This is a genomic window from Streptomyces sp. NPDC022910 (genome assembly GCF_055561075.1).
This window is the reverse complement of the sequence record NZ_JBVHHL010000006.1, coordinates 125,626-148,925: the sequence shown is the minus strand read 5'-3', so window position 1 is coordinate 148,925 and position 23,300 is coordinate 125,626. Positions and strand designations below refer to the sequence as shown.

The window sequence follows — 23,300 nt, the reverse complement described above, 5'->3', positions numbered from 1 at the left end:
GGTTAGCTGTTCACCCGGCCGAGGTAGTCGCTGGTACGGGTGTCGACCTTGATCTTCTCACCGGTGGTGATGAACAGCGGGACCTGGATCTGGTGGCCGGTCTCCAGCGTGGCGGGCTTGGTGCCGCCGGTGGAGCGGTCGCCCTGGACGCCCGGCTCGGTCTCGGCGATGGTCAGCTCGACAGCGGCGGGCAGCTCGACGAAGAGCACCTCACCCTCGTGCTGCGCGACGACAGCCGTGAAGCCCTCGATGAGGAAATTCGCGGCGTCGCCGACGGCCTTCGGGTCGATGTGCAGCTGGTCGTACGTCTCCATGTCCATGAAGACGAAGTACTCGCCGTCCTTGTACGAGAACTGCATGTCGCGCTTGTCGACGGTGGCCGTCTCGACCTTGACACCGGCGTTGAAGGTCTTGTCGACGACCTTGCCGGAGAGCACGTTCTTGAGCTTGGTGCGCACGAAGGCCGGGCCCTTGCCGGGCTTGACGTGCTGGAACTCGACGACGGACCAGAGCTGGCCGCCTTCGAGCTTGAGCACCATGCCGTTCTTGAGGTCGTTCGTGGAAGCCACGGTTGCGGAATCTCCTGGACTGACGTACGACCCCGGGGCGCGCGCTACAGCGCGAGCAGCTCCTTGGTCGTGATGGTGAGTAGCTCGGGTCCGCCGTCCGCCTCGGGGCGCACGACGAGCGTGTCATCGATCCGGACACCGCCCCGGCCCGGGAGGTGGACCCCCGGTTCGACGGTGACCGGCACGCAAGCGTCCAGTTTACCCATGGCTGCGGGGGCCAACTGCGGGTCCTCGTCGATTTCGAGCCCCACACCGTGCCCCGTCAGCGGCGGAAGGCCCCCGCCGTACCCGGCGGAATCCAGCACCTGGCGTGCGGCGCGGTCCACCTCGCGGTAGGCGGCGCCGGGCACCAGGGCCTGCCGTCCGGCGCGCTGGGCTGCGAAGACGAGGTCGTACAGCTCGATCTGCCACTCTGCGGGCGAGGTGCCGATGACGAACGTGCGGCCGATCTCGCAACGATAGCCGCGGTAGGTGGCTCCGAGGCAGACGGAGAGGAAGTCGCCCTCCTCCACGCGCCGGTCGGTGGGGCGGTGACCGCGACGGCCGGAGTTGGGGCCGGTGGCGACCGAAGTGGCGAAGGCGGGCCCGTCGGCGCCGTGGTCGACGAGGCGGCGCTCCAGCTCGAGGGCGAGATGGCGCTCGGTGCGGCCCACGAGGATCGACTCGAGCAGTTCACTCAGGGCCTGGTCGACGATCTCCGCCCCGATCCGCAGGAGGGCGATCTCCTCCGCGTCCTTGACGACCCGCAGCTGTTCGACCGCGCCGCCGAGGTCACCGAGCCGGAGCCCGGGGGCGACCGAGCTGAGGGCGCGGTGCCGGGCGACGGTGAGGTGGTGCTCCTCCAGCGCCAGGGACTCGGCGCCCTGCGAGGCGGCCAGGTCGGCCGCGGCGACAGCCGTGTCGCCGGCGGGTACCGGCAGCGTGTGCACCCGCAGCGCCTCGTCGGGCCGCCCGTCGGCGAGCTGGTTGTCCGGCGGACCGGCGCACACCAGCACGTCCTGTTCGATGCCCAGCAGCAGTACGGCGCCCTCGGGCGCGGCGCCCGCGAGATAGCGGACGTTGGCAGGGCGGGAGATCAGCGCCGTCGCGCTGCCACCCGCGCTGCAGCGTTCCCTCAGCCGCTCCCGGCGGGCCACGTACACCTCTGACATGACCCGAGCCTACGAGCGTCGACGGGATGTCGCCGGTCCAGAGGTCCGGACGGGCGGCGGGGGCCCGCGACCACGCCTGAGCAGAGCGACGATCCGAGGCGCGGCGACAGCCGGCGGGTCCGACCGTCCAAGACCCGTCCGGGCCCGGCGGGCCCGGCGGGCCTACGATACGACCCGCGACCACACTCGGCAGAGGCGACCACCCATGACACGTCCGGATCCAGCGAGGCCGACGATCCATGGGCCGACCACACCCGGCGAAGGCCGACGGCCCGAGAGGCCACCACACCCCGCAAAGCTCTCACCACTGCGGCGGGCTCGCGATCGAGCGGGACAGTACCTCGTCCAGGACCCGAGCCGTGCCCGGCACGTCGAGCTGGGAGTTGTCGATGATCGGCAGCCCGGAGCCGTACCAGCCGGCCATGCGGCCGTGGATGCGGGCGACCTCCTCGTCGGTGAGACGGCGGTTGCCCGTGCGCTCCGCGTTGCGCTCCAGGACAATCTCCAGACCGGGTAGGAGGACGACCGGCAGCAGGCCGGGTCCCACGTGCCGCTTCCAGCCGCCGAGGCCGACGACCGGGCGGTCCGGGAAGACGGCGTCGTCGAGGATGCAGGAGATGCCGTTGGCCAGGAAGTTGCGGGCCGCGAAGCCGCAGGTACGGCGGGCGAGACGATACTGCGCCTCCGAGTGGTCGTTCCAGCCCGACTGGGGATCGGCGAAGCCCGAGCGCACCCATTCGCGTACGTCGTCGAGGCTGATGTGGGCCGTGGGGACGCGGCGGTGGTCGGCCCAGTACTTCGCGACGCTCGTCTTGCCCGCGCCCGCCGGGCCGATGAGCAGCACGGCGAGCGTGGCCGACGAGGGGTCGGGCGCGCCCGCGGCGGGCGGCGTGCTCGGCATGGCGACCGGGCCGCCGGGCGGTAGCTGCACATGGCCCGTGGTGTCCGGCGCCGGAGAAACGGGCGGCTGGGGCGGCGGGACATGGGTCTGCGGTGCGCCGGTGGGCATCGGTGGTCCCGCGAAGCCCGGCGCGGGCGTGGTCCCCGGTGCGGGGCCCTGCTGTCCCGGGTGGTGTGAGGCCGGTGACCAGTCGGTCGCCGGACCCTGCCCCGGCTGGTGGGGCGGCGGCAGCGGAGCTCCCACTGCGTGCTGCATCCGGTGCCACTCCGTCTCGTCTTCTTCTGGGCTCGGTTCGCCTCCGGGGCGCCGGACCCGGTGCCGCGCCCCTTCGGCTCACTCGCCGCTCGGGCGAGTGTCGCCGGCAGCAGGGCGTGGCACCCCGCTCCCTACCGAACGGTACCGTCCCCGGCCGCCGTTGTGTGAACGGCCGGGGACGGCCCGAAGTGCCCATCACCATCGGCACATCGGGGCAACCGCCACGAGGGGAACGAGTCGCCCGCCCGACGGGCCCCGGAAGCGCCTACTGCCCCACTTCTCCGTACGCGGCGAGCAGAACCGCCGGGTCGGGACCCTCCAGCACGGTGGGCTTGGCCAGACCGTCCAGGACGATGAAGCGGAGCAGATCGCCGCGGGACTTCTTGTCGAGCTTCATGGTCTCAAGCAGCTTCGGCCACTGGTCGTAGCGATAGTGCAGCGGCAGCCCGACCGACTCCAGGATCGTGCGGTGGCGGTCGGCGGTCGCCTCGTCCAGCCGCCCGGCCAGACGCCCGAGTTCGGCGGCGAAATGCATGCCGACGGCGACGGCGGCCCCGTGCCGCCACTTGTACCGCTCGTTCTTCTCGATCGCGTGGCCCAGCGTGTGACCGTAGTTGAGGATCTCGCGCAGGCCCGACTCCTTCAGGTCCGACGAGACCACCTCGGCCTTGACCTTGATGGAGCGTTCGATCAGCTCGGCGGTGTGCGGGCCGGCCGGGGTACGGGCGGCCTGCGGGTCCTCCTCGATCAGCTCCAGGATCACGGGGTCGGCGATGAAGCCGGCCTTGATGACCTCGGCGAGTCCGGAGACGTAGTCGTTGACCGGCAGGGAGTCCAGCGCGGCGAGGTCGCACAGTACGCCCGCGGGCGGGTGGAAGGCGCCCACCAGGTTCTTGCCCTCGGCGGTGTTGATACCGGTCTTGCCGCCGACCGCCGCGTCCACCATGGCCAGCACAGTGGTCGGGACGGCGATCCAGCGCACCCCGCGCAGCCACGTCGCCGCCACGAACCCGGCCAGGTCGGTTGTCGCGCCTCCGCCCACGCCGACGATGACGTCGGTGCGGGTGAAGCCGGACTGGCCGAGCGCCTTCCAGCAGTAGGCGGCGACCTCGGCGGTCTTGGCCTCCTCGGCGTTCGGGACCTGGATCGCGATCGCCTCGAAGCCCTGCTCGGCCAGGTCGGCGCGCAGCGCCTCACCCGTCTCGGTCAGCCCCTCGGGGTGGATCACCGCGACCCGCTTGGCCTTCTCGCCGATCAAACCTGCGAGCTCGCCGAGGAGTTGGCGGCCGATGAGGACCTCGTACGGGTCGGTGCCCGCCGTGCCACCGACCTGGATACGCGTCACTGCCTCGCTCATGCTTCCTTCAACTCCAGTGCGTCCAGGGCGGCTTGCGTGACCTCTTCGGGGCTGCGGCCGTCGGTGGCCACGACGGCCGTCGCGACCTCCTCGTACAGATGGCGGCGCGCCTCCATCAGCTCACGCCACTGCCGGCGCGGGTTCACCGCGAGCAGGGGGCGGGCCGCGTTCAGACCGGTGCGCTTGACCGCTTCCTCGACGTCCATCGACAGATAGACCACCCGGTGCCCGCCCAGCACGGCACGCGTCTCGTCGTCCAGGATCGCGCCACCGCCCAGGGCCAGAACGCCCTCGTGCCCGGCGAGCGCGGCGTGCACCGCCTGCTTCTCCAGGGCTCGGAAGACCGGCTCGCCCTCGTCGACGAAGATGTCGGCGATGGAACGGCCCTGCGAGGCGACGATGTCCTCGTCCGTGTCCCGGTAGCCCACACCGAGCCGCTCGGCCAGCAGCTGCCCGACGGTGGACTTGCCCACCCCCATCGGGCCCACCAGGACGACCAGCGGCGCGCTCACCGGATCGCCAGGTTCTCGAGGTAGGAGCGGACGTTGCGCCGGGTCTCGGCCACGCTGTCGCCGCCGAACTTCTCCGCCACCGCATCCGCCAGGACCAGGGCGACCATGGCCTCCGCGACGATTCCGGCCGCCGGAACCGCGCACACGTCCGAGCGCTGGTGGTGCGCCTGCGTCGGCTCGCCCGTGACCACGTCCACCGTCTTCAGCGCGCGCGGCACGGTCGCGATCGGCTTCATCGCCGCCCGCACCCGCAGCAGCTCACCCGTGGACAGACCACCCTCCGTACCCCCCGACCGGCCGGTCGCACGCTTGATGCCCTCGTCCGTGGTCACGATCTCGTCGTGCGCCTTGGAGCCGGGCACCCGCGCCAGTTCGAAGCCGTCGCCGACCTCAACACCCTTGATCGCCTGGATGCCCATGAGCGCGGCCGCGAGCCGCGAGTCCAGCCGCCGGTCCCAGTGCACGTGCGAGCCCAGCCCGACCGGAACGCCGTAGGCGAGGACCTCGACCACACCGCCGAGGGTGTCGCCGTCCTTGTGCGCCTGGTCGATCTCCGCGACCATCGCCTTCGACGCGTCCGCGTCCAGGCAGCGCACCGGGTCGGCGTCCAGCCTCTCCACGTCCGCGGGGGTCGGGTAGACGCCGTACGGCGCCTTCGCCGACGCGAGTTCGACCACGTGCGAGACGACCTCGATCCCGGCCGTCTCCTTCAGGTACGACCGCGCCACCGCGCCCAGCGCCACCCGCGCCGCGGTCTCCCGGGCCGACGCCCGCTCCAGGATCGGCCGCGCCTCGTCGAACCCGTACTTCTGCATCCCGGCCAGGTCCGCGTGCCCGGGCCGCGGCCGGGTCAACGGCGCGTTACGGGCCAGACCCGCCAGCACCTCCGGGTCCACCGGATCGGCCGCCATCACCTGCTCCCACTTGGGCCACTCGGTGTTGCCGACCATGACCGCCACCGGGGAGCCCAGGGTCAGGCCGTGCCGGACACCGCCCAGGAACGTGACCTCGTCCCGCTCGAACTTCATCCGGGCACCGCGCCCATAGCCCAGCCGCCGCCGCGCCAGGTGATCCGCCACCATCTCCGTGGTGATCGGCACGCCGGCGGGAAGGCCCTCCAGCGTCGCGACAAGTGCGGGACCGTGGGACTCTCCCGCGGTCAGCCAGCGCAACCTGCTCAACGGTGCTCCTCAGTGCTCGCGCCCTGGTACTGCCCTGCGTACGCGCGTCCTGCCGTACGGCGACGGCGCAACCGGGTGCGCGGCCCCGGCCCGCCACCTCCGATCCTCCCACGTCCGACGGCGGGAACCGGCCGTAGGTCCATCAGGCGGACGCGAACGGACACGGCGACGAGCCACTGCCGGTCACGGCCGACGGGCCGCCAGAGCGTGCTCCCCCGCCTTGCGCATGGCGTCCACAGGGGCCGGAGCACGGCCCGTCATCTGTTCGACCTGGAGCACCGCCTGGTGCACCAGCAGGTCGAGGCCGCTGACGACGGCGCCGCCGTACATGGACCAGCAGGCCGCGAGTGCGGTGGGCCAGGGATCGTACAGCACGTCGAAGAGCGTCGCCGGGCGTTCGGGGACAGCGGCGGCCAGCGCGTCCGTCGTCCCGGCCGGCGTGGTGGCGACGACCAGCGGCGCGCGCAGCGCCCGGTCGGCCTGCGACCAGTCGGCGGTACGGACGTCGACCTCCAGCCGCTCGCCCCACTGCCGCATCTCGGCGGCCCGCGCCTCGCTGCGGACATAGGCGACGACCTCGCCGGTGCAGATCCGGGCCAGCGCGGCCAGCGCGGAGGAGGCGGTGGCGCCCGCGCCGAGGATCGCGGCGGAGTCGACCTGCTCGATGCCCCGCTCGCGCAGCGCGGCGACCATCCCGGGGATGTCGGTGTTGTCGCCGAGGCGCCGCCCGTCCTCGGTGAACACCACGGTGTTCACGGCCTCAACCGAAGCCGCGGTGTCGCTGATCGAGTCGAGCAGCGGGATGACGGCCCGCTTCAGCGGCATGGTCAGCGACAGTCCGGCCCATTCGGGTCCCAGTTCCCCGACGAACCCGGGCAGCGCCTGCTCATCGACCTCGAACCGGTCGTACGACCACCCCTTCAGACCCAGCTCCTCGTACGCGGCTCGGTGCAGCACCGGGGAGAGGGAGTGGGCGATCGGGGAGCCGAGGACGGCGGCTCGGCGCTTCCTGGCGGTGGCCGTCATTGACCCTTCTTCTGCTCTTCGAGGTACTTCTCGCGGTTGCGGTTCTGCTCTTCGTTCGTCTCGGCGAAGAGCGTCTCGTTCTCGTTGATCGAGACGAAGTAGTACCAGTTCCCCTTGGCGGGGTTGAGGGCGGCGTTGATCGCCACGTCGCCGGGGTTGTCGATCGGTCCGGGCGGCAGACCCTTGAACTTGTACGTGTTGTACGGGTCGTTTATCTGCCGCAGTGCGTTGACGGAACCGGTGGAGAGCTTGGACTGGCCGCGCAGGTAGTTCACCGTCGAGTCGAAGTCGAGCAGACCGTAGGTCTCGGTGTTGTCCGGCTTGAGCCGGTTGTAGACGACCGTCGCGACCTTCTCGAAGTCGTGCTTGTACTTGCCCTCCGCCTGGACGAGGCTCGCGACCGTCAGGACCTGCAGAGGATTCTGCAGGTTGAGGCTCTTGGCCTTGGCCTGGATGCCGAATGCGGCGTACTTCTCCTTGGCCATGTCGACCATCTGCTTGAGGACGTCCTCGGGCTTCATGCCCTTGGCGACCGGATAGCTGGAGGGGTAGAGGAATCCTTCCAGCGGGTCCTTGATGTCCTTGCCGGAGTTGGCCCAGTCCGGGAGGCCGAGGGTCTTCCACTTCTTCTTGGCGATGTCGTTGGTGGTACCCGCCTTGAGCTTCAGACGCTCGTCGATCGCCGCATAGATCTTGGTGTTGCGCCAGCCCTCGGCGATGATCAGGTTGTTCTTGCTCTTCGGGCTGAGCATCAACTGGACGGCGGCGGCCGCGGACATGTGCTTGTTCAGCGTGTACGTGCCCGCCTGAATGCTCTTGCCCTCGGGGTTGTGTTCCTGCGCCGCCACGAACGCGTCGACGCTCTTGACGACACCGGCCTGCTTCAGCGCCTGTCCGATGACGGAGCCGGTGGAACCCTTCGGAATGGTGACCGTGACCTGCTCGCCGTTCCCCTCGCCCGCGTAGTCGGGGGCCGAGCCGAAACGATCTTGGTAGAACTGGTACCCGAAATATCCGGCTCCGCCGATACCGCCGCCCAAGACCAGCACGACCACCAGGCACGCGCACCCGTTGCGGCGCTTCTTGCCCTTGGTGCCCGTGTCGCCGCGCCCCCGGCGGCCGCGGCGGTCGCCCGGCTCGTCGTCATCGACGTCGTCATCGTCCCCGCCCGCGAAGAAGGCGTGCTCACCCTGGTCGGGACCGGGATCCCAGTCGGTCTCGGGCTCCGGCTCGGCTCGCCGCCGACTCGGCGGCTCGGGCGGCGGATACGCGTCCGGCGTCTGGTAGAAGTCGGGCTGCCCACCACCGTACGGCCCGGCCTGGTTGCCGTACGGGTCCGCCGGGCCGGCGGGATAGGCGCCTTGCGCCTGTCCGCCGCCGTCCCAGCCGGCGTTGCCGTAGCTCTGCGGCTGTCCCGAGTACTGCTGATCGTCGTACTGCTGCCCGTTCTGGTGCTGTCCCGGCTGCTGGTACTGCGGCTGACCGTGGTCCGGATACTGCTGTCGGCCGTGGTCCGGATACTGCTGGTAGCCCTGCTGCCCCTGGTCGTATGTCGCCTGCTGGGCCCCGCCCCAGTCGCCGTAGGGCTGCTGCTGCTGCTCCGGGTAGTGCTGCGGCTGGCCGCCGTAGGGGGACTGAGCAGCGTGGGCCTGCTGTCCTTCCCATCCGTCGTCCCCGTACAACGGGTCCTCGGGATGCCACGGTGCGGAGCCTTGGCCCCGGCCATACTCAGTCATCGATCCCCTAGAGCCGAAGGCGGCGGTCGCGGGCGCTGGTGGCTCGGCTTCCGTTCCGCCTCTTTGCTGTGCGGTGGCTGTTCGAACACCCTCGCATCGCGCGGAACGTTACCGTATCGCGATCAGATGACCACTTCGACGCCCTCGCCGGGTGCTTTACCTGACACCCTTTCGGATTCCAGCGCTTGCTGAAGGATGATGACGGCGGCCGCCTGGTCGATCACGGACCGGCCCTTCTTGGACTTCACGCCCGAGGCGCGCAGGCCCTGGCTGGCCGTCACCGTGGTCATCCGCTCGTCCACCAGCCTGACCGGAACGGGCGCGATCAAACGGGCCAAGTCCTCGGAGAAGCCACGGACCTTGACGGCGGCCGGGCCCTCGCCCCCCTTGAGGGAGCGAGGGAGACCGACGACGACCTCGATCGGCTCGTACTCCTCGACGAGTTGCTTCAACCGCCGCTGGGCTGCCGGGACGTCCCGCCCCGGAACCGTCTCCACCGGCGTGGCGAGGATCCCGTCGGGGTCGCATGAAGCGACCCCGATACGGGCGTCACCGACGTCGATCGCGAGTCGGCGTCCCCTTCTCATTCCCTTGGCCGTCTCTTACTTTGCGGTGTCGGCGACCAGGCGCTCGACGGCGTCGATGGCCTCGCCGACGGCAGCCGGGTTCTGGCCACCGCCCTGGGCGACGTCCGGCTTGCCGCCACCGCCGCCGCCGAGGGTCTTGGCGGCGGTGCGCACCAGGTCACCGGCCTTGAGACCGTGCTCACGGGCGACGTCATTGGTGGCGATGACCGTGAGCGGCTTGCCGTTGTTCACCGTGAACAGGGCGACCACGGCGGCCCGCCCCCCCTGGATCCGGCCGCGCACGTCGAGGACCAGCTTGCGCAGGTCGTCGGGTGTGGTGCCGTCCGGGACCCGGCCGGTGACCACGGCGATGCCGCGGATGTCCTTGGCGGACTCGGCGAGGCCGGCGGCAGCCTGCAGCACCTTCTCGGCCCGGAACTTCTCGATCTCCTTCTCGGCGTCCTTCAGCTTGCCGAGCATGCCGGAGATCTTCTCGGGCAGTTCCTCCGGGCGGCCCTTGAGCAGATCGGTCAGCTGGTTGACGACCGTGTGCTCCCGGGCCAGGAAGTTGTACGCGTCCATGCCGACGAGGGCCTCGATCCGGCGTACACCGGAGCCGATCGAGGACTCGCCGAGGAGCTTCACCAGACCCAGCTGGGCGGTGTTGTGCACGTGCGTGCCACCGCACAGCTCCTTGGAGAAGTCGCCGATGGTCACGACGCGCACGCGCTCGCCGTACTTCTCGCCGAACTCGGCGATGGCGCCCTGCTTCTTGGCCTCGTCGATGCCCATGATCTCGGCCTGGACGTCAAGGTCGCGGGCGAGCACCTCGTTGATCTTCTGCTCGACGTCGGTCATCACGGCCGTCGGGACGGCGGACGGCGAACCGAAGTCGAAGCGGAAGCGGCCGGGCTGGTTCTCGGAACCGGCCTGGGCGGCCGTCGGGCCGAGGGCGTCGCGCAGGGCCTGGTGGGTCAGGTGCGTGGCCGAGTGGGCGCGAGCGATGGCCTTGCGGCGGCGGGAGTCGATCGAGGCATGGGCCTTGGCGCCGACGGTGACCTCGCCGACCTGGACGACGCCCTTGTGGACGTACACGCCCGGGACCGGCTTTTGGGTGTCACGGACCTCGATGACGGCACCGGAGTCGACCCTGATGCGGCCGGTGTCGCCGATCTGGCCACCGCCCTCGGCGTAGAACGGAGTGCGGTCGAGGACGATCTCGACCTCTTCGCCCTCGGTGGCGGCAGGCGAGGAGGCGCCGTCGACGAGGATGCCGACGATCGTCGACTCGCCCTCGGTGTCCGTGTAGCCGATGAAGTCGGTCTCGCCGGCGGTGTCGGCGATCTCGCGGTAGGCGCCGAGGTCGGCGTGGCCGGTCTTCTTGGCCTGGGCGTCGGCCTTGGCGCGCTCCCGCTGCTCCTTCATCAGGCGGCGGAAGCCCTCCTCGTCCACGGTCAGGCCCTGCTCGGCGGCCATCTCCAGGGTGAGGTCGATCGGGAAGCCCCAGGTGTCGTGGAGCAGGAAGGCCTTGTCGCCGGACAGGACCGTGCCGCCGGCGGCCTTGGTGTCGCTCACGGCGGTGTCGAGGATGTTGGTGCCGGCCTTCAGCGTCTTGAGGAAGGCGGCCTCCTCGGCGAGGGCGACCTTCTCGATACGCTCCCGCTCGCTGATGAGCTCGGGGTACTGCTGGCCCATCATCTCGATCACGGTGTCGATGAGGTCCTTCACCACCGGGCCGGTGGCGCCGAGCAGCCGCATGTTACGGATGGCGCGGCGCATGATGCGGCGCAGGACGTAGCCGCGGCCCTCGTTTCCGGGGGTGACGCCGTCGCCGATGAGCATGGTGGCGGTGCGCATGTGGTCGGTGACCACGCGCAGCGACACGTCCGAGGCGTGCGAGTCGCCGTAGGCGACACCGGTGAGCTCGGTGGCCTTCTTGATCACGGCCATGGAGGTGTCGATCTCGTACATGTTCTGCACGCCCTGCAGAATCATGGCGAGGCGCTCCAGACCGAGGCCCGTGTCGATGTTCTTGCTCGGCAGGTCGCCGAGGATCTCGAAGTTGTCCTTGCCGGTGCCCTCGCCGCGCTCGTACTGCATGAAGACGAGGTTCCAGATCTCCACGTACCGCTCGTCGTTGACGGCGGGACCGCCCTCCACGCCGAACTCGGGGCCGCGGTCGTAGTTGATCTCGGAACAGGGGCCACAGGGGCCGGGGACACCCATGGACCAGAAGTTGTCCTTCATGCCCAGGCGCTGGATGCGCTCGGCGGGGACACCGATGACGTCGCGCCAGATCTGCTCGGCCTCGTCGTCGTCCTTGTAGACGGTGATCCACAGACGCTCGGGATCCAGGCCGTAACCGCCCTTGCCCTGGGGAGAGGTGAGCAGCTCCCAGGCGAGCCTGATGGCGCCTTCCTTGAAGTAGTCGCCGAAGGAGAAGTTGCCGCACATCTGGAAGAACGTGCCGTGCCGCGTGGTCTTGCCGACCTCTTCGATGTCGGGTGTGCGCACGCACTTCTGCACGCTGGTGGCGCGCGGGAACGGCGGCTTGACCTCACCCAGGAAATAGGGCTTGAAGGGCACCATGCCGGCCGGGACGAGGAGCAGAGTCGGGTCGTCCGCGATGAGCGACGCCGAAGGGACGACGGTGTGACCGCGCTCCTCGAAGAAGCTCAACCAGCGGCGGCGGATTTCAGCCGACTCCATCAGTGGTCCTCATTCCGGTTGTGCGAGTACGACGAGCTCTCGACGTACTTCGGGCTGTTGCGGTTCTCGATGGCGGGGTACCGCCGGGGCGCGGGGAGTTCGGGATCGACGGGTGCGGCCAGGCCGAGCGCGTCGTCGAGTTCGGCCTCCCGCTGGGCCATGTTGTCGCGGACGTCCAGCGCGAAGCCCACCGCGCGGTCCTTGAGTCGGTGGCCTGCCTCGAGCGCCTTGTTCGCCGCCTGCGCGGCCAGGCTTTCGGGGGTCAGTTGCCTCAGCTTGCGGTTGACCTTGGTGGTGGCCCACACACCGGCGGCGACACCCGTGGTGAACCAGAACGTACGGCGGAACATCGCTCGGTCAGTCTCTCTTTTCCCGGGTGTTCCGCTTCCCCCGTCGCGCGGACGGGACGGTGCGGCCCACGATCACGGTACGCCGGGGCGCCTTGGCGGGCACGTTCTCACGGCGGCCGGCGATCGCCCGGCGTACGCCGTAGCCGAACGCCGCGACCTTGACCAGGGGGCCGCCGAAGGTGGACGCGACGGTCGTCGACAGCGCCGACGCGTTCGACGTGACCTCCTGGACATCCGACGCGATCGCGTCGACCCGGTCGATCTGGGTCTGCGCGGAGCGCACCGCGGCGGAGGCGTCGGCCAGCAGCGGGACGGCCTGGTCGGTCACGTCCGCCACCAGCTTGGTGGTCGCCTTGAGCGTCTGGGCCAGCCTCGCCAGCGCGACGGCGAGGAAGGAAACCAGGATCGCCCAGAAGACGGCCACGAGAATCCCGGCCACCTCTCCACCGGACACCGCGCGCACCCGCTCCCTAGAACGTGCCTGAACATCGAAAAGTCGTCCCCCGAGCCTATCGCGCCGGGGCGGCCGGTCCGTACCGGATTAGTGGCTGTACACCGGGGAAATGCGGCAGCCCGCCGCCCCTCCCGCCCGGAGGGGCGGGGGAACGACGGGCTGTCGCTGGGAGTCCTGCGTCCGCGGATGAGTGATCAGCGGGCGTAGTACTCGACGACGAGCTGCTCGTCGCAGATGACCGGAACTTCCTTGCGGTTCGGCTCGCGGTCCAGACGGAACGCCAGGGCCTTGAGGTTCACCTGCAGGTAGCGCGGGGTCTCACCGTCGGGGGCGAAGCCACCCTCACGGGCGATCTGGAAGAGAGTCTTCTCGCGGCTGCGCTCGCGAACCATCACGACGTCGTCGGGACGGACGCGGAACGACGGCTTGTCGACCTTCTGACCGTTGACCTCGATGTGGCCGTGAACGACCATCTGACGGGCCTGGTAGATGGTGCGGGCGATGCCCGAACGCAGGACCAGCGCGTCGAGACGACGCTCCAGCTCGACGATCAGGGCCTCACCGGTCTTGCCCTGCACCTTGGAGGCACGCTCGTAGGCGCGGACCAGCTGGCGCTCGGAGATGTCGTACTGCGCGCGCAGACGCTGCTTCTCCAGCAGACGGACCTTGTAGTCCGAGTTCTGCTTGCGGCCACGGCCGTGCTCACCCGGCGGGTAGGGGCGGGCCTCGAAGTACTTGACAGCCTTGGGGGTCAGCGCGATGCCGAGGGCACGCGACTTCTTGACCTTGGGGCGGGACTGGTTCGCCATGAACCAAACACCTCGTGTTTCTGTGTGTACTCGGCTTCACCAGGGTTAGGGGAGGTCGCATCCGCAGCCGGGGAATCCCTGCGGGTCCACGCGGGACCTGCCGGGCAGCCGTTCCCCTGGTCTGGGCACATACGTGCAGCACGCGAGTGGCCCACCGACCCGTACCCGGGGCTTCCGGGGAGGTGGTGGGCTGCCCGCGACACCGTTCGACGGTGCGCGACGCTCCTGGATCCCCGTGCCCTACGGGCGGTGGGGTTCCGGCTGGATGTCCCGCTCTGGTGGTGCCGGCCGGGGCCGGACACGGGACGCAGCGCTTCAGTTGAGTCTACAGGCTGACGGGAGCACCCTCGACCACCAAGCCGCGGCGGCCCCAGGCGTCAGGACCGTCGTCTGCCGAGGTGATTGCGGGTCCATTCCACAGCGTCCGCGTACCGCGCCTCCGCGCCGTGCCGGCTCGGCGTGTAGTACTCGCGGTCCTTGAGCGCATCCGGGGCGTACTGCTGGGCGGCGATGCCCTCCGGCAGATCGTGCGGATACACGTACCCCTGGGCGTGGCCGAGCTTGGCCGCGCCCTTGTAGTGCCCGTCGCGAAGGTGCGGGGGCACGGGGCCGGCCAGTCCCTTGCGGACGTCCTCCATGGCCGCGCCGATCGCGGTGGTCGCCGAGTTGGACTTGGGGGCCAGGGCCAGGGCGATGGTGGCGTGGCTCAGGGTGAGCGCGGCCTCCGGGAAGCCGATCATCGCGACGGCCTGGGCGGCGGCCACCGCTATCGGCAGCGCGTTCGGGTCGGCGAGGCCGATGTCCTCGCTGGCGGAGATCATGAGCCGACGGGCGATGAAGCGGGGGTCCTCCCCGGCCTCGATCATCCGGGCCAGATAGTGCAGTGCGGCGTCGACGTCCGAGCCTCGGATGGACTTGATCAGGGCGCTCGCCACGTCGTAGTGCTGGTCGCCGTCGCGGTCGTACTTCACCGCGGCGCGGTCGACGGTCTCCTCCAGGGTGGTCAGGCCGATCTCCGGCTCGCCCTTGTCGAGCGCCGCCCCGGCCGCGGCCTCCAGGGCGGTCAGGGCGCGGCGGGCGTCACCGCCGGCGATCCGCAGCAGATGGGCCTCGGTGTCCTCGGGGAGCGTGACGGCGCCCGCCAGGCCGCGCTCGTCGGTCAGGGCCCGGCGCAGCAGACCGCGCACGTCGTCGTCCGTGAGCGGCTCGAGGGTGAGCAGCAGGGAGCGGGACAGGAGCGGGGAGATCACCGAGAAGTACGGGTTCTCCGTGGTCGCCGCGATCAGGGTCACCCAGCGGTTCTCGACAGCCGGGAGCAGGGAGTCCTGCTGGGCCTTGCTGAAGCGGTGGATCTCGTCCAGGAAGAGGACGGTCTCCTTGCCGAAGCCGCCGGTGGCGCGGCGGGCGCCGTCGATGACCGCGCGGACCTCCTTCACCCCCGCCGTGATCGCCGACAGTTCGACGAAGCGCTTGTTGGTGGCCTTGGAGACGACGTACGCCAAGGTCGTCTTGCCGGTGCCGGGCGGGCCCCAGAGGATCACCGAGGAGGGTCCGGCCGGGCCGCCGTTGCCCTCGCCGACCAGTCTGCGCAGCGGGGATCCCGGCTTGAGCAGGTGCTGCTGGCCCACCACCTCGTCGAGGGTGCGCGGGCGCATGCGGACCGCCAGGGGGCTGCCGGTCGGGTCCTTCTCCTGGCGTTCTTCTGCAGCGGCGGTGAACAGGTCGGGCTCCACGCTGAAACCCTATGTCACGCCACTGACAACGCCGCCGGGCCCGGCGGCGTCGAGCTCCGGTGCCGGCTCAGGCCCAGAGCTGGCTGCCCCACCGGGTCAGGATCAGCATGACGATGATGCCGACGTGGGTGACCGGGAGCACCCAGGTGAACTCTCCGAGGAAGTTCTTCACCGGGCGCGGGGCGGGCAGGAAGTCGTTGCGGACGTTGAACGAGGTCACGTACCAGAACATGGTGATCGTGGCGACCCAGGCCAGCGAGCACCACAGGCACAGCGCGTTGATGCGGTACAGCGACTGGAACTGCAGCCAGGTGCAGAAGGCGACGCCGAAGAGCGTGCCGAAGTTGAAGGTCAGCCAGTACCAGCGCGGGAAGCGGGCGCGGGCGAGCAGGCTCATGCCGACGCAGATCACGATGCCGTAGCAGACGAGGCCGAGCATCGGGTTGGGGAACCCGAAGGCGGCCGCCTGCTTGCTCTCCATGACGCTGCCGCAGGACACGATCGGGTTGATGCTGCAGCTGGGGGTGAACGTCTTGCCGCTCACCTTGCCCTCAAGGATCTTGAACTTGTCGATCGTGATGACCCAGGCGGCGAGCAGACCGGCCGCACCGGTGATCACCAGCAGCAGGGCGAACGCGCGACTGCCGCCCACCGTCCGGGATGCCTCCGTGCGTTCCGGCTCGGTCGACTCGGTGGAGACGTCCTTCACTGTCGTCTTGCTCATCACGTCGATTCCGATACTCGAGAGTGGACCTGGGGTCAGTGGTCATTGTGCCGCACGCGTGCGTGAGTCCACTGTTCGATGGACATAAGGAAGTACGCACGGAGGTACCGCAGCGTTCGGTTCCGGCCGAGGCTCCTGGCCATGACCACACAGATCCCAGCGCGGGGCACGCGCGCGTGAGGCTCGGAAGTCGACACCGTCCGGCGGGGCGAACCGACGCTCGCGGAGTTGACGGTGCACCAAGAGCCCCGGGTGTCCCCAGGGCCCTGTGCATCGGATCAGCCGACCTTCGACTCCAGCTCCGCCACGATCTCGTTCACACCGACCGCGACCTGCTCGCCTGACTCCATGTCCTTCAGCTGGACCACGCCCTCCGCGAGGTCCCGGTCACCCGCGACGATCGTGTAGCGGGCGCCGCTGCGGTTCGCGTTCTTCATCGCGCCCTTGAGACCCTTGGCGCCGTAGGAGAAGTCCGCCGCGATGCCCAGCTTGCGCAGCTCCGTGACCTTGGCGAACAGGACCCGGCGGGCCTCCTCGCCCAGCGGGACCGCGAACACGCTGGTGGACGCGGGGAGTTCGAGCTCGATGCCCTCCGCCTCCAGGGCCAGCACCGTGCGGTCCACGCCCAACGCCCAGCCCACGGACGGCAGCGCGGGGCCGCCGATCATCTCCGACAGGCCGTCGTAGCGGCCGCCGCCGCCCACCGCGGACTGGGAGCCCAGACCGTCGTGGACGAACTCGAACGTCGTACGGGTGTAGTAGTCCAGGCCGCGCACCAGCTTCGGGTCGTCCTCGAAGGACACGCCCGCCGCGGTGATCAGCTCGCGGACCTCCTCGTGGTACGCCTTGCACGCGTCGCACAGGTAGTCACGCAGGAGCGGTGCGCCCGTCAGCTGCTTCTGGACCGACTCCCGCTTGTCGTCGAGCACCCGCAGCGGGTTGATGTCGACGCGGCGGCGCGTGTCCTCGTCCAGGTCCAGGCCCCGCAGGAAGTCCTGGAGCGCGGCGCGGTAGACCGGGCGGCACTCCTTGTCTCCGAGGCTGTTGAGGAGGATGCGGAAGTCGCGCAGTCCCAGCGAGCGGTATGCCTGGTCGGCCAGGATGATCAGTTCGGCGTCCAGGGCGGCGTCCTCGGCACCGATCGCCTCGGCGCCCACCTGGGAGAAGTGACGGTAGCGGCCCTTCTGCGGGCGTTCGTAGCGGTAGTACGAGCCCGAGTACCAGAGCTTGACCGGCAGGTTGCCCGTCTTGTGGAGATTGGCCTCCAGGGCGGCGCGCAGCACGGAGGCGGTCCCCTCGGGGCGCAGCGCCAGCCGGTCGCCGCCCTTCGTCTCGAAGGCGTACATCTCCTTGGTCACGATGTCGGTGGACTCGCCCACACCACGCGCGAACAGCTCGACGCTTTCGAAGCCGGGCGTCTCGATGTAGCCATAGCCGGAGTTGCGCAGCGGGGCGGCGATCGCCTCGCGCACCGCGAGGTACTTGGCGGACTCCGGCGGGATCAGGTCGTACGTGCCCTTGGGGGCCTTGAAGGTGCTCACGGAAGGTCTCTCGTCACATTCCTCGTCGGGGAGCCTCCTGGGCTCCCAGGCCGGCGGCCACCTGCCGCAGATACGGGTTGGTTGCGCGCTCCCGGCCGATGGTCGTCTGGGGACCGTGGCCGGACAGCACCACGGTCGAGTCGTCGAGCGGCAGGCACACGCGGGCCAGCGAGTCGAGCATCTCGGCCATGTCACCGCCGGGCAGGTCGGTGCGTCCGATGGAGCCGGCGAACAACAGGTCGCCCGAGAAGAGGATCGGCGGGATGTCCGCCGCCTCGGGCAGGCCGAAGGTCACCGACCCCTTGGTATGGCCGGGCGCGTGCGCGACGGACAGCTCCAGACCGGCCAGCTCCAGCGTCGCACCGTCGGTCAGCTCCTTGACGTCGTCCGGCTCGCCCACGGTCAGCTCGCCCATCAGCGGCATCCCGACGGACCGCCCGAGCGCCTTCTCCGGGTCGCCCATCATGTACCGGTCCTCGGGGTGGATCCACGCCGGCACGTCGTGCGCGCCGCACACCGGGACGACCGAGGCCACATGGTCGATGTGGCCATGGGTGAGGACGACCGCGACGGGCTTGAGCCGATGCTTCTTGAGCGCGGCCTCGACTCCCTGAGCGGCCTGGTGGCCCGGGTCGATGATCACGCACTCCTCACCCGCGGCGGGGGCGACCAGGTAACAGTTGGTCCCCCAGGCCCCGGCGGGGAACCCGGCAATCAGCACGATCGTCCTTCGTTGTGTCGTACGGGGGTGACTGGCTGTGGGTCAGAGCCTACCGGCGCTGCCGATTCCTCAGCGAACCCATATACGGTACGGGGCACGCGCATGCGGTCGGCACACCGGACGCACGCGTATCGGTCGGCGTACGAGACGCATGAGGAGAAGACCCCGTGGTCAGCCAGGAACAGCGGCGGCGACAGCTCGCCCGGGAGAAGTTCTTGCGGCAGCAGCAGCGGCGTACGGAGGCGCGCAACAAGGCGCGCGTACGCAATTCCGTGATCGCGTCGGTTCTCGGCGTGGTCCTGGTGGGCAGCCTGGCGCTGTACACGACCGGGGTGCTGAAGAACGACGACAAACAGGCCAACGCGGGCGCGGAGGTGACCCCGAGCGCCTCGGCGACCAGCAAGGCGCCGGATCCCTGCGCGAAGCCCGCCGAGGGCGCGGTCAAGTCGCTGAGCTGGAAGAAGGAGCCGGCGATGACCATCGACACGTCGGCGAAGTACACGCTGAAGCTGGCGACCACGTGCGGTGACATCGGCATCGCGCTGAAGACGGCCGCGGCCCCGCACACCGTGAACTCGTTCAACTTCCTCGCCGGCAAGGGCTTCTTCGACCACAGCAAGTGCCACCGGCTCACCACCAACGGCATCTACGTGCTGCAGTGCGGCGACCCCAAGGGCACGGGCACGGGCGGTCCCGGCTACACCATTCCGGACGAGAACCTGAAGGACAAAAGCCTGAAGGGGAACGTGTATCCGGCGGGCACGGTCGCCATGGCGAACACCGGCCAGAAGCACACCGGCGGCAGCCAGTTCTTCCTGGTGTATCAGGACAGTCAGTTGCCGCCCACCTACACACCGTTCGGGACCATCGACGCGGCCGGCATGAAGGTGCTCAAGAAAATCGCCGCCGCCGGTGAGAGCACGGGTGCGGGCGACGGAGCACCGAACGCGACCGTTGTGATCAACAAGGCGACAGTCGCGAAATCCTGACCGTCAACTGCGAAATTTCGGTCGCGCGGGATGCGGACAGCCGCCCCGCCGGTCGCCTATGTTGGCCGTGACGAAACTGTGGACGATGCCGGGGGTGCTGAAGCCCCTCGCAGGCATCATGTGGAGGAGGCGCTGTGAGCAGCGACCCGTGGGGCCGCGTCGACGAGACGGGGACCGTGTACGTGCGAACGGCCGACGGCGAGAAGGTCGTCGGTTCCTGGCAGGCCGGCTCCCCCGAGGAGGCGCTGGCCTACTTCGAGCGCAAGTACGAGGGCCTGGTGGTCGAGATCGGCCTCCTCGAGAAGCGAGTGCAGACCACCGATCTGTCGGCCAAGGACGCCCAGGCCGCGATCGACCACCTGCGGGAGCAGGTCGAGGCGCACCACGCGGTCGGTGACCTGGACGCGCTGCGGGCGCGTCTGAACAAGCTCCTGGAGACCGTCGAGGCGCGCCGCGAGGAGCGCAAGGCGCAGCGGGCCAGGCAGTCGGACGAGGCGCGGCACGCCAAGGAGGCGCTGGTCGTCGAGGCGGAGGAGCTCGCGCAGTCCGACCAGTGGCGGGCGGCCGGTGAGCGGCTGCGGGCATTGGTGGACACCTGGAAGGGGCTGCCGCGGCTCGACCGAAAATCGGACGACGAGCTGTGGCACCGCTTCTCGCACGCCCGGTCGGCGTTCTCCAAGCGTCGCAAGGCACACTTCGCGCAGCTCGACGCGCAGCGCGAGGACGCCCGCAAGACGAAGGAGAAGCTGGTCGCCGAGGCCGAGGCGCTGTCGGGCTCGACGGACTGGGGTCCGACGGCCGCGCGCTACCGCGAGCTGATGGCCGAGTGGAAGGCCGCGGGCCGCGCCCAGCGCGAGCACGAGGACGACCTGTGGAACCGCTTCCGCGGGGCCCAGGACGTCTTCTTCGCGGCGCGCGGCTCGGTCTTCGCGGAGCGTGACGCCGAGCAGGCCGAGAACCTCAAGCTCAAGGAGGAGCTGGCCGAGGAGGCGGAGAAGCTGCTGCCGATCACGGACCTCAAGGCCGCCCGTGCCGCCTTCCGCTCGATCAACGAGCGCTGGGAGGCCATCGGCCATGTGCCGCGCGACGCGCGCCCGAGGATCGAGGGCCGGATGCACACGGTCGACCGGGCCATCCAGGAGGCCGAGGAGGCCGAGTGGCGCCGTACGAACCCGGAGGCGCGGGCTCGTGCCGAGGGTCTCACCGGGCAGCTGCAGGCGGCCGTGGACAAGCTGCGGGGCCAGATCGAGCAGGCCCGGACCGCGGGCAACAACGCGAAGGCCGACAAGCTGGAGAAGGAACTGGAGGGCCGCCAGGCGCTCCTGGACCAGGCACTGAAGGGTCTGCAGGAGTTCGGCGGCTGACCCCACCCCGTTTCCCTCTGCGAAGGCTCTCACGAAGGGGCTCCCGTACGTCGTGTACGGGAGCCCCTTTCGTATGTGGCCGGTGGGTTACGAAGGCCGGCGGGCGGAGGTCACGCGGTACACGTCGTACACGCCCTCCACGCCCCGTACCGCCTTCAGGACATGTCCCAGGTGCTTCGGGTCGCCCATCTCGAAGGTGAAGCGGGAGGTGGCGACGCGGTCGCGGGACGTCTGGACCGCGGCCGAGAGGATGTTGACGTGCTGGTCGGACAGGACCCGGGTCACGTCCGAGAGGAGGCGCGAGCGGTCCAGTGCCTCCACCTGGATCGCGACCAGGAAGACGGAGGACTGTGTCGGTGCCCACTCCACGTCGAGAATGCGCTCGGGCTCGCGCGACAGTGACTCGACGTTCACGCAGTCGCTGCGGTGAACGGATACGCCGCTACCACGCGTGACGAAGCCGATGATGGGGTCGCCCGGGACGGGCGTACAACAGCGGGCCAGTTTGACCCAGACGTCCTCGACGCCCTTGACGACGACGCCGGGGTCCTCCCTGCGGCGCCGCTTACGGCCGCGGCCCCGCGTCGGCGGAACGGACTCGTCGATCTCCTCGGTGGCGGCCTCCTCGCCGCCCAGCGCCTGCACCAGCTTCTGCACGACGTTCTGCGCGGCGACATGGCCTTCGCCGATCGCCGCGTACAGGGACGAGATGTCCGGGTAGCGCATCTCGTGGGCGAGTGTCACGAGCGAGTCGCCGGTCAGGATGCGCTGGATCGGAAGGTTCTGCTTGCGCATCGCCCGCGCGATGGCGTCCTTGCCCTGCTCGATCGCCTCGTCGCGCCGTTCCTTGGAGAACCAGGCGCGGATCTTGTTGCGGGCACGCGGCGACTTCACGAAGCCGAGCCAGTCGCGGGACGGGCCCGCGCCGGTCGCCTTGGAGGTGAACACCTCCACCAAGTCACCGTTGTCCAGGGTGGATTCGAGCGGAACCAGACGCCCGTTGACCCGCGCCCCTATCGTCCGGTGGCCGACCTCCGTGTGGACCGCGTACGCGAAGTCCACCGGGGTGGCACCGGCAGGAAGCGCTATGACGTCGCCCTTCGGGGTGAAGACGAAGACCTCGTTGCGCGACAGGTCGAAGCGCAGGGACTCCAGGAACTCGCTCGGGTCCTCGGTCTCCTTCTGCCAGTCGAGCAACTGGCGCAGCCACGCCATGTCGTTGACGGCGTCCTTGTCCTTTGCGTTGGAACGAGGCGCGTCCGTACGGATCTTGGAGGCGCCCGCGACAGCCTCCTGCTTGTACTTCCAGTGCGCGGCGATGCCGTACTCGGCACGGCGGTGCATGTCGAAGGTGCGGATCTGGAGTTCGACAGGCTTGCCGTTCGGCCCGATCACCGTCGTGTGCAGCGACTGGTACATGTTGAACTTGGGCATCGCGATGTAGTCCTTGAACCGCCCCGGAACCGGGTTCCAGCGGGCGTGGACCGTGCCCAGCGCCGCGTAGCAGTCGCGGACCGTGTCGACGAGGACGCGGATGCCCACCAGGTCGTAGATCTCCGCGAAGTCACGGCCACGGACGATCATCTTCTGGTAGACGCTGTAGTAGTGCTTGGGGCGGCCGGTGACGGTCGCCTTGATGCGGGCGGAGCGCAGGTCGGCCTGGACCTCGTCGGTCACTATGGCGAGGTACTCGTCGCGCTTGGGGGCGCGCTCGGCGACCAGGCGGACGATCTCGTCGTACATCTTGGGGTAGAGGATCGCGAAGGCGAGGTCCTCCAGCTCCCACTTGATGGTGTTCATGCCCAGCCGGTGGGCGAGCGGCGCGTAGATCTCCAGAGTCTCGCGCGCCTTCTTCTCCTGCTTCTCGCGCTTGAGGTAGCGCATGGTGCGCATGTTGTGCAGGCGGTCGGCGAGCTTGATGACCAGGACGCGCGGGTCCTTGGCCATGGCGACGACCATCTTGCGCACGGTCTCGGCCTGCGCGGCCTCGCCGAACTTGACCTTGTCCAACTTGGTCACGCCGTCGACGAGCAGGGCGACGGTGTCGCCGAAGTCGCGGCGGAGCTGGTCCAGGCCGTACTCGGTGTCCTCGACCGTGTCGTGCAGCAGGCCCGCCATCAGGGTGGCAGGGTCCATGCCCAGCTCGGCGAGGATGGTGGTCACCGCGAGCGGATGTGTGATGTACGGGTCGCCGCTCTTGCGCTTCTGGCCGCGGTGCCAGCGCTCGGCGACCTGGTAGGCGCGCTCGATCTGGCGGAGCGTCGCGTTCTCGATCTTCGGGTCGTTGCTGCGCACTATCCGCAGCAGCGGTTCCAGGACCGGGTTGTACGGGTTGGCGCGCTGTACGCCGAGCCGGGCGAGTCGGGCGCGGACGCGGTTGGAGGAGCCGGAGCGGGCGGGCGGGGCCGGAGCGGGGCGGACCGCCGGGGTGCGCTCGGCAGGGACCGGCTTGGGACGCGGCTGCTCGACCGCCTGTTCGACGGGCGCGGACTGGGCATGCTCGACCGGCCCGTGCGGTGCGTCCTTCGCGCTGCGCGCGGGCGCGGCCGCGGCCTTCGACGACGGGTCGGGCTTGGCGGCGGTCAGTGGCTGGGCCTCGTCTGGCAAGAGGGCTCCTCGTGCGCGATCCGGGTCCCCCGGTCAGGCTCCGGA

At 69.8% G+C, this 23,300-nt stretch carries 20 protein-coding genes; 2 read left to right on the top strand and 18 right to left on the bottom strand.

The window, feature by feature from the left end:
• Positions 1–2 precede the first annotated feature (2 nt).
• From efp to ACZ3TS_RS08385, 17 genes are all read right to left on the bottom strand, one after another.
• Positions 3–569, bottom strand: a complete 567-nt coding sequence (gene efp / locus ACZ3TS_RS08465) for an elongation factor P (protein WP_086728309.1) — start codon at positions 567–569, stop codon at positions 3–5.
• A 44-nt stretch (positions 570–613) separates the two neighbouring features.
• Positions 614–1,720, bottom strand: a complete 1,107-nt coding sequence (locus tag ACZ3TS_RS08460; RefSeq protein WP_467614886.1) for an aminopeptidase P family protein — start codon at positions 1,718–1,720, stop codon at positions 614–616.
• A 301-nt stretch (positions 1,721–2,021) separates the two neighbouring features.
• On the bottom strand, positions 2,022–2,876 hold the full coding sequence (locus ACZ3TS_RS08455; protein ID WP_467614884.1) for a Pro-rich N-terminal domain-containing protein: 855 nt from the start codon (positions 2,874–2,876) through the stop codon (positions 2,022–2,024).
• A gap of 265 nt (positions 2,877–3,141) precedes the next feature.
• Positions 3,142–4,233, bottom strand: coding sequence for a 3-dehydroquinate synthase (aroB, locus tag ACZ3TS_RS08450; protein WP_467614882.1), 1,092 nt, complete (start codon positions 4,231–4,233; stop codon positions 3,142–3,144).
• Positions 4,230–4,745, bottom strand: a complete 516-nt coding sequence (locus ACZ3TS_RS08445) for a shikimate kinase (RefSeq protein WP_467614880.1) — start codon at positions 4,743–4,745, stop codon at positions 4,230–4,232. The genes aroB and ACZ3TS_RS08445 overlap by 4 nt, the downstream gene beginning before the upstream one ends.
• The gene (gene aroC, locus ACZ3TS_RS08440) at positions 4,742–5,926 is read right to left on the bottom strand and encodes a chorismate synthase (protein WP_467614879.1); all 1,185 of its coding nucleotides are present in this window, start codon (positions 5,924–5,926) and stop codon (positions 4,742–4,744) included. The genes ACZ3TS_RS08445 and aroC overlap by 4 nt, the downstream gene beginning before the upstream one ends.
• Before the next feature lie 183 nt (positions 5,927–6,109).
• Positions 6,110–6,952, bottom strand: coding sequence for a shikimate dehydrogenase (locus tag ACZ3TS_RS08435; protein ID WP_467614876.1), 843 nt, complete (start codon positions 6,950–6,952; stop codon positions 6,110–6,112).
• Positions 6,949–8,688, bottom strand: a complete 1,740-nt coding sequence (gene mltG, locus ACZ3TS_RS08430; protein WP_467614873.1) for an endolytic transglycosylase MltG — start codon at positions 8,686–8,688, stop codon at positions 6,949–6,951. Before mltG ends, ACZ3TS_RS08435 begins: the two co-directional genes overlap by 4 nt.
• A 122-nt stretch (positions 8,689–8,810) precedes the next feature.
• On the bottom strand, positions 8,811–9,275 hold the full coding sequence (gene ruvX, locus ACZ3TS_RS08425; RefSeq protein ID WP_467614870.1) for a Holliday junction resolvase RuvX: 465 nt from the start codon (positions 9,273–9,275) through the stop codon (positions 8,811–8,813).
• A gap of 15 nt (positions 9,276–9,290) precedes the next feature.
• Positions 9,291–11,963 (bottom strand): alanine--tRNA ligase, encoded by a 2,673-nt coding sequence (gene alaS, locus ACZ3TS_RS08420; protein ID WP_467614867.1) that lies wholly within the window; start codon positions 11,961–11,963, stop codon positions 9,291–9,293.
• On the bottom strand, positions 11,963–12,313 hold the full coding sequence (locus ACZ3TS_RS08415) for a hypothetical protein (protein WP_467614864.1): 351 nt from the start codon (positions 12,311–12,313) through the stop codon (positions 11,963–11,965). Before ACZ3TS_RS08415 ends, alaS begins: the two co-directional genes overlap by 1 nt.
• A gap of 7 nt (positions 12,314–12,320) precedes the next feature.
• Positions 12,321–12,767: a DUF948 domain-containing protein gene (locus ACZ3TS_RS08410; protein ID WP_467614861.1), complete on the bottom strand. Its 447-nt coding sequence runs from the start codon at positions 12,765–12,767 to the stop codon at positions 12,321–12,323.
• A 194-nt stretch (positions 12,768–12,961) separates the two neighbouring features.
• Positions 12,962–13,576 carry a 30S ribosomal protein S4 gene (rpsD, locus tag ACZ3TS_RS08405; protein WP_208781099.1) on the bottom strand — a complete coding sequence of 205 codons (615 nt, stop codon included), beginning with the start codon at positions 13,574–13,576 and terminating at the stop codon, positions 12,962–12,964.
• A 377-nt stretch (positions 13,577–13,953) separates the two neighbouring features.
• Positions 13,954–15,309, bottom strand: coding sequence for a replication-associated recombination protein A (locus ACZ3TS_RS08400; protein WP_467614856.1), 1,356 nt, complete (start codon positions 15,307–15,309; stop codon positions 13,954–13,956).
• Between the two features lie 67 nt (positions 15,310–15,376).
• Positions 15,377–16,033 (bottom strand): vitamin K epoxide reductase family protein, encoded by a 657-nt coding sequence (locus ACZ3TS_RS08395; RefSeq protein WP_467614854.1) that lies wholly within the window; start codon positions 16,031–16,033, stop codon positions 15,377–15,379.
• Between the two features lie 278 nt (positions 16,034–16,311).
• The gene (gene hisS / locus ACZ3TS_RS08390; protein ID WP_467614851.1) at positions 16,312–17,574 is read right to left on the bottom strand and encodes a histidine--tRNA ligase; all 1,263 of its coding nucleotides are present in this window, start codon (positions 17,572–17,574) and stop codon (positions 16,312–16,314) included.
• A 13-nt stretch (positions 17,575–17,587) separates the two neighbouring features.
• Positions 17,588–18,295: an MBL fold metallo-hydrolase gene (locus ACZ3TS_RS08385; RefSeq protein ID WP_467614848.1), complete on the bottom strand. Its 708-nt coding sequence runs from the start codon at positions 18,293–18,295 to the stop codon at positions 17,588–17,590.
• A 167-nt stretch (positions 18,296–18,462) separates the two neighbouring features.
• Between ACZ3TS_RS08385 and ACZ3TS_RS08380 the strand changes: the two genes are divergently transcribed.
• Positions 18,463–19,284: a peptidylprolyl isomerase gene (locus tag ACZ3TS_RS08380; protein ID WP_467614846.1), complete on the top strand. Its 822-nt coding sequence runs from the start codon at positions 18,463–18,465 to the stop codon at positions 19,282–19,284.
• Positions 19,285–19,418: 134 nt separating this feature from the next.
• Positions 19,419–20,648 carry a DUF349 domain-containing protein gene (locus ACZ3TS_RS08375; RefSeq protein ID WP_467614843.1) on the top strand — a complete coding sequence of 410 codons (1,230 nt, stop codon included), beginning with the start codon at positions 19,419–19,421 and terminating at the stop codon, positions 20,646–20,648.
• 87 nt (positions 20,649–20,735) lie between these two features.
• Here ACZ3TS_RS08375 and ACZ3TS_RS08370 read toward each other — a convergent pair whose 3' ends face one another.
• Positions 20,736–23,255, bottom strand: coding sequence for a RelA/SpoT family protein (locus ACZ3TS_RS08370; RefSeq protein WP_467614841.1), 2,520 nt, complete (start codon positions 23,253–23,255; stop codon positions 20,736–20,738).
• Positions 23,256–23,300: the final 45 nt, after the last annotated feature.